The following is a 14758-nucleotide window of genomic DNA, read 5'->3' as shown; positions in this document are numbered from 1 at the left end:
TCAAATGGATTTAGCGGAACAGTGGCACGCATAGTTCGGCACCCCCTTTAACAAATGATGCGGCTGATGCTGCAAGGCGTGAAGCAATGACGTATCTCCGTCTAATAAACGAAGCGCAACCCAGCGCGCCGGATATTCCTCCCCGACAATTTCTTTAACAAGCGGGAGAAGTTTGGTGATCTTTTCTTCGATCGCGCGACTGTATGAAACAACGATCGGTTTTGTTTTGATTTCCCCATGAACCATCCGGACGATTGTTTCGAGCAATTCCTCGATGCCTTCTTTATTACGCGCCGCAAGCGGTACAACCGGAACGCCTAGTTTTTTGGAAAGTTTAGCGATATCAATGACAATTCCTTTCTTTTTCGCTTCGTCCATTAAGTTGAGGCAGACGATGACACGGTCGGTCATTTCTAATACTTGCAACGCTAAATTCAAATTTCGCTCCAGCGCCGTTGCATCCAACACGACGAGCGTAACATCAGGCTTGGCAAAAATGATAAAATCCCGCGCCACTTCTTCGTCCACGGAGTTAGAGTATAACGAATACGTTCCGGGAAGATCGATGATTCGATATTGTTCATCTTTATAGGTGAAAAAGCCTTCGGCGTGAACGACCGTTTTCCCCGGCCAGTTTCCTGTATGTTGCCGCAAGCCCGTTAACACGTTAAATAACGTACTTTTTCCTGTATTTGGATTTCCTGCGAGTGCAATCGTATATTCACGATTATTCATTGCCGATCCTCTCCCCGTAAATATTAGAACTTTCTTCCTTTCTTAAAGCAATGGTCGTATGGCTGACACGATAAGCCGTTGGGTCACCTAACGGACTTTTTTGCAAGACTGTTACTTCACAGCCGGGCACAAACCCTAAATCAAGCAGTCTCCGCTTCATTGTTCCTTCTATATTAATCTTTGTGATACGAAAACGTTCTCCTGGTTGAGCATCACATAAACGTTCGAGTTTTGCTTGAGTCATAACAGTTTCCCTCCTATTAACAATTTGTACAGAGGTTATAATTTTTCCCTAAACCAACTTTTAATCTTATCTTATTCAGCGAATGTCATTTTGTCAACGATTTTGCTTGTTTTTTGGCGAAAAGAGCATATTCCTTACGAACGGTGCCTGGCACCGTTCGCAATTGACCTTTTGCTTTCCCAAAGTTAAAATGAAAGACAATTAAAGGAACGAAGGAGTTAGTATTTCTATGCCTAGCTTTCAATATGGCAAGACAACAATAGATTATGCAGTAGAGTATAAGCCGGAAAAGCGGGATGTGACGATATCGGTTGAATGGTTAGAGGGGGTAAAAGTCGTAGCCCCCGTGGGGATAGAGCCTACACTTTTACATTCTATCCTTTATAAAAAGGCTCCATGGATTATTGATAAATGGCAGGCGTTGAATCAAATTTCTGATTGCCCTGCTCCAAAAGAGTTTGTAAGCGGAGAGAAATTTGCTTATTTAGGGCGCAATTATCGATTAAAAGTATATAAAAGCGAGGAAGTTACAAAGCCGATTCTTATGTTTAAACAAGGGAAATTTATTGCCACGGTGCCACCGCATTTAACAGAAGAAGAAAGAATCTCATTTTTCCAACAAGCGTTCAAAGATTGGTATATTCTGTACGGAGAAATGAAACTACAAGAACGTTTAAAAATTTATTGCCCTAAAATGGGAGTAACCCCTACTAAAATTAAATTAAAAGAACAAAAAATGCGCTGGGGAACATGTACAAACGAAGGAGCCATATATTTAAACTGGAGAATTATGATGGCACCAATGCCGATTATCGATTATTTATTAGTACATGAATTAGCACATATTAAATATCCGAATCACTCCAATGATTTTTGGCATTTTGTTAAATCTGTGATGTCGGACTATGAACAAAGAAAAGAATGGTTGCGTGTAAATGGCCCAACCTTAACTTTATAAATGACGAAAGCCTCCCTAGATTGGTAGGAGGCTTTCATACGTTTATCGTTTATAATGAACCATCGCTAATGACATAATCTGTTGCGTTACATTTTCTATCTGATCTTTAGGGATAACACTTGCCCGCAACTGCTTTTTAATTTTCTTCCGCATTTCTCGTTTTACATCTTCTTTGTTTACCCAATCAATGACTTGGCTTTCCTCGGCAATCATGTCTGTTACAAGATGCGTCAACGCATCGATCGTATCTTTATGTTCTTCATCTGGAAGAAGCTGTTGGAACAGCTGGTAAAATGGATATTGTTCCCGTGTAAAGCCAAGATTTTGCGCTTGTTGGTTGACGTTTCGCATGTCATTGACCATGCTGCGTAGCTTTTCTACTAATTCTGCGATATCCATCATTTTTTTCCGTCTTGCTTCGATTAATTGTTCAAGTTTTTCTCTTAACGACGTGTAGTATACAGGGTTTTCTTCCAGCTTCACTTTAATCTCATGACGAATCGCATGTTCCATTTCCGCCGCCTGTGCTTCTTTTGAAGGGGCTTTTTTTAGCCGCTCATCAAACTTACTGGACAAAATATCAATCGGTTCATGGATGACTTCGACAGACTCAGCATATAAATGCTCTGCAATTAATTGTTTGACCTTCTCGCCACACTCGGAAATATCCATTTGCTCGTCACGATATAACGTTTTTGCCATTTGCCGTACTTTCCCTAAAAACTTTAAGTCTTCTATATATGGAGAAGCTTCACGGTTCGGTAAAATCATATCCATTCGTTTGGAAAACTCTTTAAACGCTTTTTCAAACTCATGACGCACATCTTCAGGCTCTAATACTTGAACGCACGCATCGGCATCGCTTCGGTTAATATAGTCAAAAAAGCTCATCGCTTTTCGGTGGGCTTGTTTTAACTTTGGCAACTCGCTTTCAATCGGCAACAACGCTCCTTGAATATCTTGTTTAGAGAAAATCGCGAGCGCCTTCTCTAAAAATTTCGATACCCCAAAGTAGTCAACAATAAGCCCATACGTTTTTCCTTCATACGTACGGTTTGTACGAGCGATTGCCTGAAGAAGGTTATGCTCTTTTAACGGTTTATCTAAGTACATCACTTGTTCGATTGGAGCGTCAAAACCTGTTAGAAGCTTATCGCAAACAATTAAAATCGCTAGTTTGTCTTCTTCAAACGGCTTTTTGAAGCGTTCAATTAATTGTTTTTCTTCCTCACGGGATAGAGAGTAGTCTTTTAATAATTCATTGTTTTTATCTTCGGGACCTGTTGAAATAATTAATGCTGTTTCATATTTTCCGTTAATAAGTTCATCGAGCTTTTGTTTATAAATCGCCGCCGCTTCACGGTTCACCGCCACCACTTGCGCTTTAAAACCGTTTGGCAGGATATAATTTTCAAAATGTTCCACAATATCTAAGGCAATTTGCTCAATGCGGCTCGGAGCGGCTAAGATGGCTTCTTCTTTGGCGTATTTCTTTTTTATTCGCTCACGGTCTTCTTCGCTATAGTCGCTAAATTTACGATCAAATAAGCGATCTAGTGACTCGCCTTGCAAATGAAGGTTAACCATTCGAGCTTCGTAGAAAATCGGAACGGTTGCCCCATCATCGACCGCTTGTTCAATCGTATATTTGTCAATATAAGAGCCAAACGTTCGTGTTGTACTTTTATCTTCTTTATCAATCGGTGTTCCTGTAAAGCCGATATAGCAGGCATTCGGCAATCCTTTCCGCATGTTCATCGCTAAACCTTTATATTGCGTACGGTGCGACTCGTCGACTAGCACAAAAATATTTTCCGACCTTGAAAGTTCTGGATACTCGTCTTGATCTTTGTCTGGTTGGAACTTTTGCACAAGCGTCATAATCGTGGATCCCGGTCCTTGTTGTAATAGCCTTTTAAGGTCTTTAACGCTTTCCGCTTGCTGCGGATTAGGAAAGCCGCATTTACGGAACGTTTTTGTAATTTGGTCATCCAAATCTTTACGGTCGGTGACAACGACAATCGTTGGGTTGTGCAACTCTTTGATTCGTCGCAGTTTGACGGCTAAATATAACATCGTCAACGATTTACCTGAACCTTGTGTATGCCAAATCACCCCGCCGCGATCTTTCGGCGTTTTTGCATGTAAAATGCGATGGATCGCTTTATTTACAGCACGGAATTGTTGATAACGGGCAATTTTTTTAATGACCCGTCCACCATCAACTTCATAGACGATGAAGTTTTGAATCAAATCAAGCAAATTTTCTTTCGATAACATTCCTGCAACTAAAATATCTTGTTTCGTAGGTGAGTCACCAAGTTCAGGCACCGTTCTTGGATACGGATCTTTCCACTCGCCGTAATGTTGCACTTTCGCTCCGATCGTTCCCGCCTTTGCGCGATAATTGCTTGTCGCAATCATAAACTGGTTATAGTAAAAAAGTTGCTCATGCGTTTCTTGATAGCGTCGTAATTGATTGACCGCTTTTGAAATTTGCGTATCTTCTTGCAACGTTGGGCTTTTACATTCAATTACGACTAAAGGCAATCCATTCACAAAAATAACAACGTCAGGACGAATCGTGCCTCTTGCATTTTGAATGCGGAATTGGTCAACAACTAGAAATTCATTGTTATAAGGGTTATCAAAATCAATCAGTTTAACCGTTTGATTTTTTTTTCCTTTTCCTAAATCTTGTTGAACCGAAATGTAGTTCACAAGCATTTCATGAAACTTTTCATTCGCTTGCATGAGTCCTGTTGCTTCGATATGAGTAATGTTGTAAATCATGCGAGCAAGGTTGTTGTCATCAATCCATGGATTTAACCGCTGAATCGCTTTCTTTAACCGCTCTTTTAAAATCACTTCACTTAACGAATCACGTTCAGACTCAAGAGCTGAGCCTGGTACATGTTCATAGCCCAACTCTTGAAGCTGATTGATCAAACGTTTTTCCACGAGGTTTAACTCATTCCATTCACTTGCGGCGGTCACTGTGACATCACGAAACTTACGCAAGGAAGCCCCTGCCTTTAGGCACGGCGAGGAATTGCACCTTACGCAAGTTCCGCCACCCCCTTTCCATAAGCATATCCGTCAAATCGCTGAATGACTTGGACATATCTATAATTTATTCCTTGTGCGATACGCTTTCCGTCCTTGCCTTTAATATCGAAACTTCCAGTCTTTCTACATGCGACTTCGCCAAACCAAACGCCTTGATATTTCCCTCTTGGGACAACAGCCTTAACCATGTCCCCTGTTTGAAAACCAAAGAAGAATTTTTGTCTTGCAAGATAACCTCTTGGGAAGCCATATCTATCTAGGTTTGTACGAGAGCGACTACCACGCCCTTTTGCCTTGATAAATAACACTTCTTTTGTTTTGAAATATAAGTGATTTGTTGTGCTTTCGCCTACACAACAAGCGTCAAAATAATGTGTTTTCGGCAAGTCTAAACGAATACGATTCATTTTTGTTCGTGCACCTGTTCCACACTCGACATCTAATCCTGTCTGCTTTAACACTTCATACGCTTTCCATCTTGTCGAGTTGATAGCACTTGCATCCTTTAATGATTCTTTGACTTGCTTTTGAATGTGCGGATACCCGAATTCTTCTGCTGTCTTACTTCCTTTGCGCTGATTACAGTCATGACAGGCAAGACATAGGTTATCCACTCGGTCTGTTCCACCTCTCGATTTTGGAATGATATGCTCCACTTCAAGTGGAACATTTTCTTTTCCGCAATAACAACACTTCCGCCCAAACTTTTCAAGCAAGTATTCTCTTACTTCGTATCCTTGAAGCGTGCCTTGTTGATACTCAATGCCGCTGATTTCAGGATTTCGCATGAGTTGCGTGTCGAATTTGGCATTTTCGTATGATATATACCCAATGGGGCATAACTTCTTTAGGCGGTTAACCCATGTTTGGATATTTTGCACACGACTCTCTAGTGATGACGGCAACCACCCCTCCTTTCGCTTGCGGTTCAGAAAGCGTGGTTTTCTGTATCTTGTTTTTCGATTTCGTCTTGCTCGACGGAAAGCACGCCTTTTATCTATTCTTTCCTTGATGTCTGTGCGATGGTCAAGTTGCCCTAACCATACCACTTCTTGTCCTCGCAAAATCGCAAGTCCTGTGTGTTTGCTTCCGTGATCGATTTTGAGCCGATATGTTGCTTTAATTTCTGATTCGTCTACTGATTTTTTCAAGATGATGGTAAATGGAAATCGCCTGTAAATCGCCGCCTTCCCTTGTTTCAACAGCTTTCTTGCAACTGCTTCGTGACAAGGAGCAAGCGGACGTTTGTTTGTGTCTAACACAAAAACCATAGGGTTCTCCCCTTTCCTCTGCATAAAGCAGGTCATATTCTCCTCGACCATGTTATAGATGCTTGTTATGTGCAAGACACTAGCGCTACCCACCACGCTTGTTTAACCTTGCACGACAGAGGAACGGGCTGGAGAAGCACCCGAACGTGTCATGACATCTATAACGTAGGCTCTGTTTCAAGCCTTGGTCTGGTCAACATGGGGCTTACAAGCCCATGACTTTAGTCATTGGGTTGTTGACCTCATCATCAACTTTGACACGAACTTTGCCTGTTAGGAGGACTTGCATAAGGGCTTTTTTGATTGTTTGAAGTTGTTCAAGCGATTTTTCTTCAATCTCAAGTTTTTCATCGTATTTTGCTAGTATTTTCGCAATTTTTGTCTGCTCATTAATATCTCTAGGTACACCCAACTTATACTCTTTTATGTCTGTCGCTGTTACAGCAGGATAATTTGAACCAGTCATTCTGGATTTCAAAAATTCTACAAACTTATCATTCAAAATAGACTGAAACAAAAAAACAGGGTCAATTTTTTCTTTCGGTCTTAACACAGCAAAACCTGTTGAACAAACTTTTTGATCATGTTTATTGTCAATAAAAGCAAACGCCCTCAAATATGGACGAACGGTAGAAATAATTGTATCGCCAGTTCTTACTATTCTTCTGGCTCGACTAGGAGAATTTTTGAACTGATAGCGAACTGTTTCTCCAATTTTTCCTGTTCTCTCCACAGATCCAATATCAATATATTCAAACTCGTATTCTTCATTGGTTTTATTGGACAAACTTTCTGGATTTACAAATACCAACTCGTCTATACTTTTCACTTCCCACTCTTCAGGAATCTCCCCAATCTCCGACTTTTTAAACTTCGTGTGTCCGATTCCTTTTGTGAGCAACTGTTGCATGAGTCCCTTTTTCACTTTCTCCGTTTGCTCGATGATAGCTTCGGTTTTTTCAATGGCTTCATCGACGGATGAGAGAATGGCTGCGATTTTGTATTGTTCTTTGACTGGTGGAACGGGTACTTTTAGCTTAATCATTTCACTTTTTGACAGATTAAATCTTGTCGATCCCTGGGCCAGCGGATACACTTCATTTCTAAATACTGGTCCTCTAAAGTAATATCCATAAAACTCTGGTATAGTTTTTTTCAGGTCGTTAAACCTAAATCCAAAACAAAAACTATTTAGATAAACATCATCGACCTCTTCAAGTAAAACAGAACTAATTCCAACTTCATCAGGTGTTTCAGAAGAACCTGTAAAAAAAACATCACCGTATTTTACTTTATTTTGTTTTTCGTCCTTATATATTCTTACACTTTCTAATTCATTAGTGTTGATAAATGTATTGTTGTATATATTTTTATAAGTTATAAATTTTGAGTTACCTTCAGCGAAATCCTCTTTGCTTTTATTGGTTAAACCTCCATAAGTTGAGCCAATATCCGCTAACTTTTTTATTGGCCAATCCTTAGGAAAGCTATTAGCATTTGTTATTTTTTCTTTACCCACTATACCCCAACTCCTTCAAATAGCCATACATCACCTTTTCAATCTCGTTCCGTTCTTGTTCGAGTTGACGGAGTTGACGAAGTGCTTCTGCGACATCAATTTCCTCTTCTTCTTCGGTTGTATCAATGTAACGTGCAATGTTTAAGTTGTAGTCATTTTCTTTAATTTCTTCTAATGTAACGACACGGCTATATTTCTCAACATCTTTCCATGCATCGTATGTGCTGACGATTTTTTGAATATCTTCATCACGAAGAAAGTTTTGATTTCTGCCTTCTTGATAGTCCTGTGATGCGTCAATGAAGAGAACTTTTCCTTTTTTATGCTCTTCTTTATTTTTGCTGATAATAAGAATAACCGCAGGAATACTCGCCCCATAGAACAAGTTCGCTGGCAAACCGATAATCGCTTCAATTAAGTCTTCTTCTAAGATACCTTGACGAATTTTCCCTTCCGCTCCGCCGCGGAAAAGAACGCCGTGCGGCATAACAACTCCCGCTTTTCCTTCATCATTAAGTGTGGCAATCATATGTTGAATAAACGCATAGTCTCCTGCGTTTTTTGGCGGTAAACCAAAACGGAAACGGTTAAATGCGTCTGCTTCTGCTTCCTCACGTCCCCAGTTTTTTAAGCTAAACGGAGGATTAGCAATGACGCGATCATATAATAGAAGCTCGCCATTTTCGTCTAATAGTTTCGGTTCACGAATCGTATCGCCTTTTTTAATTTCATGGTCGCTTAAGCCATGAAGCAACAAATTCATTTTACAAATCGCCCATGTATTTAAGTTTTTCTCTTGTCCATGCAATGTAATGTTGCGTGGATTGCCGCCTTTTTCTTTTATATAGTCAACAGCTTGAATAAGCATTCCACCAGACCCTGCGGTTGGATCGCATACACGCATACCTTCTTCAGGTTTAATTAGTTTGACAATTAATTTAACGACTTGGCTTGGCGTATAAAACTCGCCGCCTTTTTTTCCTGCATCGTCAGCAAACTGCTTAATTAGGTACTCGTAAGCACGACCAAGGATATCAGGTTCTGATAAGTTTTCATTGCGTAAGTCAATTTGTGAGAAGTGCTGTACTAATTGAAGAATCGTTTTATCGGACAATTTTTCTTTATCGTTAAAATCAATATTCGCTAATACCCCTTGTAGGGAAGGGTTCTCATCTTCTAATAATTCAAAGGCTTTATTAATAACCGCCCCCACGTCTTGGGAGTGGGATTGAATATAACTCCAACGTGCTTTCTCAGGTACGAAAAATTGGTGTTCGTCGCGATCATACCAACCGTAATCTTCCCCTTCTTCTTTTTCAATCCGCTCAGCTGTTTCGACAAACACATCGTTTAATCGTTTTAAAAACAGCATTCCGAAGATATAGTTTTTATAATCAGAAGAATCAATACTACCACGCAATATATTCGCAGATTCCCAAAGATGAGATTCAAGTTCTTGTAGCGTTAACTTGCTCATACTGTTGCCTCCATTTTTTCTTGTTCTTTCATCTCTTCCAACTTTAATCATAACAAAAATTCCTATTTGTAGACTACTGTCATTTGACAACAATGGATAAGAACATCACGTCTCGTCTCATATGCCCAAATATACGAAACCCCAGCTATCTGAACATAGCTGGGGTTAAGTTTAGTCCATCATCTTTATGGATTGGTACATTTGTCGTCAATCCCCCGGAGTTTTTGCAAGATTGGAGGCCGACAATAGAAGACAGGCAACGAAAATCAGTCAAATTAGATTAATAGCGACAGCTTGTCTTTTCTATATATATTTGTAAAATCGTATTTCTTTTCCATGTATACTTGATGCCAAATCATAAAAGCAAGGACGGTCCAGATTTTTCGGCTATGGTCTGCTTTATTTTTGCAATGTTCGTCTAGTAAACGATACAATACATCTTTATTAAATAAATGATCGGTTTCGCTTTCTTTTATAATGTTTTTCGCCCAATCATGCATTTCATTTTTTAACCAATGACGAATTGGCACCGGAAATCCTAATTTTTTGCGATTTAAAACATGATCTGGAACAATTCCTTTTGCTGCTTTTCGTAGAATATATTTCGTCGTTTTGTTTGTCGTTTTCATTTCCGGAGCAATTTTGGCGGCTACTTCAAATACCTTTTTATCTAAAAATGGAACCCTTAACTCTAATGAATGGGCCATCGTCATTTTGTCGGCTTTTAATAAAATATCGCCTCGCAGCCATGTATGAATATCAATATATTGCATCCGGTTTACAGGAGGATAATGAGTTGTTTCTCTATAAAAAGGAGCTGTAATATATATATATTCTAATCCCCTCTTATATCCTTTTAGCAGTTCTTGTTTTTCTGTCTCGCTATACATTTTCGCATTGCCGATATATCGTTCTTCCATTGGTGTTGTACCGCGCTCAATAAAGCTTTTTCCTTTTATTCCTTCCGGGAGTAGCCATGCAATCACTCTCAAAGCTGATTTAACCGTACTTGGCATTCGCTCAAAAAGTTCCAATGACTGTGGCTCACGATAAATGTTGTAACCGCCAAATAACTCGTCAGCTCCCTCACCGGAAAGAACGACCGTTACATGCTTTCTTGCTTCCCGGGCAACAAAATAAAGCGGTACTGCCGCAGGATCGGCAAGTGGATCATCCATATGCCACATAACTTTCGGTAATTCCGCCATATATTCCTCTGGTGAAATGACATAGCTAATATTCTCAACGCCCAGCTTTTCCGCTGTTTCTTTTGCCACATCAATTTCACTGAAGCCTTCCCGCTCAAAGCCGACAGAAAATGTCTTGATATTAGGATTGAATTGTTTAGCAATTGCTGCAATGAAGGATGAATCAATTCCTCCTGATAAAAACGAACCTACCGGCACATCGCTGCGCATATGCACTTGCACGGAATCGAACAGCGCGTTGCGAATTTCTTTGACAAGTTCATCTTCTGATTTGATGATAGGTTGGAATTGGGCTTTCCAATAGCGATGAATGGTTAATTTTTCACCGATTTTTTTCTTAATATAATGACCCGGTTCTAACTTTTTAATACCAACAGACATCGTCATTGGTTCAGGTACATATTGGAATGTTAAATAATGCTGCAGTGAATCATAGTCTAATAAATCATTTTTAAGAGCTAGCAAAATACTTTTCTTCTCGGAAGCAAAAAACGTACGGTCGCCCTGTTCCATATAGAAAAATGGTTTTATGCCAAACGGGTCACGTGCCGCAAAAATCGTTCTCTCTTGTTTGTCCCAGATGACGAAAGCAAACATACCTCGAAGCTTTTCTACAGCTTTTTCTTTTTCAGCACTATAAAGAGCAATAATGACTTCTGTATCGGAATGAGTAGTAAATTTATATCCCTTTGCAAGCAATTCTTCTCGCAATTCCACATAGTTGTAGATTTCCCCATTAAATATGATCCAATATCGTTCATTTTCATAGGACAATGGCTGGTGCCCTGTCTCAAGATCGATAATACTCAAACGTCGAAATCCAAAATTCACATATTCATCAAAAAAATAACCACCATCGTCAGGACCACGATGAGTAATGATATCATTCATTTCTTGAAACGTTTCTTTCCATTTTTCATCAATGATTCTTGGATGATCATGAATACAACCAATAAAACCGCACATTATGTTGTTATTCCCCCACTTTATTAAATTTACTGTAGATGAGCAAAATCACTAACATAAATTTACATCGAAACAAAAAAGGAGACATGAACCCGATTCCTTGATTAGAATAGATGTGCTACCAAACCATTCACAAGGAGGTTCATGTCTCATGAATAGATTAGCACATCATCAAGGAATTCACAAGTTTTTCACGATGTTGGGGTTGGCCCTTTATTTTTCAAAACCCGTTATGAAGCATCTCGTTCATATCGTGGATGCGATGATCACGAAGGGATTTTCGGGAACATTGACCGATCTTCATCATGGGAGCTTTCATCCGAACCACCGCACGACACTCAGCCATTTTTTCACGAAAAGCCCATGGGAGGAAGAGGCGCTGCTTCATAAACTCCAGCAGTGGATCCTTCGTCGTGTCGAACGCATCGCCAAACAGGAGAATCAACCCTTGTTTGTTTCGATCGATGATACGATTTGCCAAAAAACCAAGCCTTCGTCACGGGCAACACACGCGATTCAGGGATGTGATTGGCACTACTCTCACTCAGAGAAAAAATCGATTTGGGGCCATTCTCTTGTTTGGTTCATGGTTCATACTGCAACCCAGGCGTTTCCCTTTGCCTTCCGCCTCTACGACAAGACGGCGGGAAAAAGCAAAGGGGAACTCGCAATCGAGATGCTTTCTTCGTTGGATGTACGCCGTCCCGTTTATGTGCTGATGGATTCGTGGTATCCATCGAAAGCGCTCGTGGAAGCTTGTCTGAAAAAAGGATTCCACGTCATCGCGATGCTCAAGACGAACCGGATTCTCTATCCGAACGGCGTTGCCGTCCAAGCGAAGCAGTTGGCCCGCTCCATCGAACCGAATGACACTCACCTCGTCACGGTGGGAGAAGAGCATTATCGCGTCTATCGTTACGAAGGAGCGCTCAACGGTCTCGACCATGCGGTGGTGCTGCTCGCTTGGAAAGCCAATCAGCCGATGACATCGGAACATCTTCACTGCGTCTTGAGCACCGACCGGGAGCTAAGCGATGAAGACATCTTGCGCCACTATGCCCAACGCTGGTCGATCGAATGCTTTTTTCGACAAGCGAAAGACCAGCTGAAGCTCGATGGGTACCGTGTTCGTCAGGTTCGAGCGGTGAAACGCTACTGGATCTTGGTGCAGCTTGCTTACGTGTACAGCCTATTCGAGTCGAACAGCGATTTTTCTGATGGGCTCGATCTCTTGCGCAAGAGAAAAGGACATAGCCTCGTGGAGTTCATTTACTGTGCAGCGAAACAAAATATTCCCATTGATACCGTGAAAAAACAGCTCCATGTGGCATAAGGGTTACCCTGTTTGTTTCTTTTTACATGGTAATTATTGTTATGAAAATTGCTCATCTACAGTTAAATTTAAATTTTATAGAACCCGTGGTGCTAGATAAAATCGAGTAAGCATAAAAATAGCCCTTGCTTGTGGATCTCCTGTAGAATGAAAGGGCGATCCAACATTCGAAAGGAGAATCCCTATGCAAGAGCACTTTCATTTTACTACAGATCAAGCAAAGATTCAAAAACAATATGCAGTCATTTTCTTTTTGTTTCTGCCCAGCTGTCACAAATTCAATGCTATCTTCAACGTCGCAATCGTCATTTGGTGAAACAAGAAGATACGGTGATCATTGCTATTCATCTTTTACATCTTTTAGGAAAGCTGCTTGGCTTCTCTTCCGAACATGCATGGCATCGCTTTGTGACTGGGAACTTGACCTGCTTGCGATATTTTCATTCCTCTAACATATTAAAACAATAAAATGTGGAGAAATTATGGATTTTTTGAGATTGTTACATAATTGTTACATAATTACATGATAAGAATCATCTCCATTGTTTCTGCATATGTAGTCGATAATATAAAAACAGCAAGTTTAACAAAGGAGTTGCAACTATCATGTTAGGGATTATACTTTTTTTAGCCTTTATGATTGTTTCACTTTCTATTTTTCTTTTACGAAAGCCAACCAATGAGAAGTTATATAAACTAGCAATAGGATCCTATATCGCTTTTTTCCTATTGTTTTTAACTCTATTTTTCCATTATGTAAATTCTGAAAATATGGTCGACGCTATAAACAATCTAGTACAGAAAACATCATATAAAAATAAAGTTGAAGCGAGAAATCCATCATCTAGACATTCAAAAGAACAAATCCCGGTTAAATCAGCTCTCATTGATGCCCCCCTTTTCTCGCAACTCCCAGAACTACCAAGGGGGTGCGAGGTAACAAGTCTGGCAATGCTTTTGAATCACGCGGGAATCAATGTAGACAAGATGACACTAGCGAAGCAAATAAAGAAAAATCCAACCCCTTATCGAATACATAATGGAAAAGTATTTTATGGACATCCAAATGAAGGGTTTGTTGGTGACATGTATACAATAAAGAAACCGGGATATGGTGTCTATCATAAACCTATAAAAGAATTAGCCGAGATTTATTTACCAAACCAAATCGTTGATTTAACAGGACAATCATTTGAAGAAATATATAAGTATTTGTCTGAAGGTACCCCAGTTTGGGTTATTACCAACACAACCTTTCGTATACTTCCTCCGTCTGAATTTATTGAATGGCAGACCCCGCAAGGCCCTATAAAAATAACATACCGGGAGCATTCCGTGTTAATCACCGGATATGATGAGAAATATATTTATTTTAATGACCCATTGACAGGTACGAAAAATAAAAAAGCACCTAAGTCTGAATTTATTCAAGCTTGGATACAAATGGGCAAACAAGCTATTACCTATAACCGCAATTAACCGGTTATAGGTAGTGGCTTATCTTTTTTATTTTAATCTTCGAACTACTTCGTGTGAAAAAAATATAATTTTTCCCCATAAATTTTGCACATTTATTTTTTATGATGATGTTACTATGACTTACATCACAAGTTTATGGAGGGAAAGCGATGAAGAAATTATTGTTAGGAACTGTTTTGGCAGGAGTTGTTGCGATTGGTGCAGCTTGCTCAAATAATTCTTCGATGCAAGGACACGACATGTCCAACATGAATATGAAGGAAGAAAACACCGCACAGGACTCCAGTAAGAAACTGCCTTTGGCAACAAACACAGAAGTTTTATCCGGTAAAGAGATTAATCTTACTGCTAAGGAAGCATTATTACAAATAAATGATAAAGTCAAACTCCCGGTATACACGTATAATGGATCGGTACCCGGTGCGCAAATCCGCGTAAAGCAAGGGGATAATGTGAAAATTGTTTTAAAAACTGTAGATGAGCAAATTCGCTAACATAA

At 39.9% G+C, this 14758-nt stretch carries 10 protein-coding genes and 2 pseudogenes; 5 read left to right on the top strand and 7 right to left on the bottom strand.

Going from position 1 to position 14758, the window contains the following annotated elements; genetic code table 11:
* Both NST18_RS03705 and NST18_RS03700 read right to left on the bottom strand, forming a co-directional pair.
* The gene (locus NST18_RS03705) at nucleotides 1–735 is read right to left on the bottom strand and encodes a FeoB small GTPase domain-containing protein (RefSeq protein WP_004891658.1); all 735 of its coding nucleotides are present in this window, start codon (nucleotides 733–735) and stop codon (nucleotides 1–3) included.
* A complete protein-coding gene (locus NST18_RS03700) occupies nucleotides 728–979 on the bottom strand; it encodes a FeoA family protein (protein ID WP_004891660.1) in 252 nt (83 codons plus the stop codon). Before NST18_RS03700 ends, NST18_RS03705 begins: the two co-directional genes overlap by 8 nt.
* Nucleotides 980–1208: 229 nt before the next feature.
* On the opposite strand from NST18_RS03700, the gene NST18_RS03695 reads away from it, so the two are divergent.
* Nucleotides 1209–1937, top strand: coding sequence for a M48 family metallopeptidase (locus tag NST18_RS03695; protein WP_064221392.1), 729 nt, complete (start codon nucleotides 1209–1211; stop codon nucleotides 1935–1937).
* Nucleotides 1938–1979: 42 nt separating this feature from the next.
* Here the strand turns inward: NST18_RS03695 and NST18_RS03690 are convergent, their stop codons facing one another.
* The 5 genes from NST18_RS03690 to asnB form a co-directional block, all read right to left on the bottom strand.
* The gene (locus tag NST18_RS03690) at nucleotides 1980–4934 is read right to left on the bottom strand and encodes a type I restriction endonuclease subunit R (protein WP_340721619.1); all 2955 of its coding nucleotides are present in this window, start codon (nucleotides 4932–4934) and stop codon (nucleotides 1980–1982) included.
* Between the two features lie 62 nt (nucleotides 4935–4996).
* Nucleotides 4997–6277 carry an RNA-guided endonuclease IscB gene (gene iscB, locus NST18_RS03685; protein ID WP_340721618.1) on the bottom strand — a complete coding sequence of 427 codons (1281 nt, stop codon included), beginning with the start codon at nucleotides 6275–6277 and terminating at the stop codon, nucleotides 4997–4999.
* A gap of 205 nt (nucleotides 6278–6482) precedes the next feature.
* Nucleotides 6483–7796 (bottom strand): restriction endonuclease subunit S, encoded by a 1314-nt coding sequence (locus tag NST18_RS03680; protein WP_340721239.1) that lies wholly within the window; start codon nucleotides 7794–7796, stop codon nucleotides 6483–6485.
* A complete protein-coding gene (locus tag NST18_RS03675) occupies nucleotides 7789–9273 on the bottom strand; it encodes a type I restriction-modification system subunit M (RefSeq protein WP_340721237.1) in 1485 nt (494 codons plus the stop codon). Before NST18_RS03675 ends, NST18_RS03680 begins: the two co-directional genes overlap by 8 nt.
* A gap of 275 nt (nucleotides 9274–9548) precedes the next feature.
* Entirely contained in the window at nucleotides 9549–11447 is a 1899-nt protein-coding gene (gene asnB, locus NST18_RS03670; protein WP_004891673.1) for an asparagine synthase (glutamine-hydrolyzing), read from the bottom strand.
* Nucleotides 11448–11598: 151 nt separating this feature from the next.
* On the opposite strand from asnB, the gene NST18_RS03665 reads away from it, so the two are divergent.
* The 4 genes and pseudogenes from NST18_RS03665 to NST18_RS03650 form a co-directional block, all read left to right on the top strand.
* Nucleotides 11599–12780, top strand: coding sequence for an IS701-like element ISBsm1 family transposase (locus NST18_RS03665; RefSeq protein WP_088223322.1), 1182 nt, complete (start codon nucleotides 11599–11601; stop codon nucleotides 12778–12780).
* 184 nt (nucleotides 12781–12964) lie between these two features.
* Nucleotides 12965–13203: pseudogene (locus NST18_RS03660) on the top strand (IS982 family transposase); the annotation flags it as partial.
* 183 nt (nucleotides 13204–13386) lie between these two features.
* Nucleotides 13387–14259, top strand: a complete 873-nt coding sequence (locus NST18_RS03655; protein WP_042411611.1) for a C39 family peptidase — start codon at nucleotides 13387–13389, stop codon at nucleotides 14257–14259.
* 149 nt (nucleotides 14260–14408) lie between these two features.
* Nucleotides 14409–14729 (top strand): annotated as a pseudogene (locus NST18_RS03650) (multicopper oxidase domain-containing protein); the annotation flags it as partial.
* Between the last annotated feature and the right edge of the window lie 29 nt (nucleotides 14730–14758).

Origin of the sequence: Anoxybacillus sp. FSL W8-0104, from assembly GCF_038004465.1 — a bacterium.
Taxonomy (GTDB): domain Bacteria; phylum Bacillota; class Bacilli; order Bacillales; family Anoxybacillaceae; genus Anoxybacillus; species Anoxybacillus flavithermus_G.
This window is presented reverse-complemented; position numbering and strand designations above follow the sequence as displayed.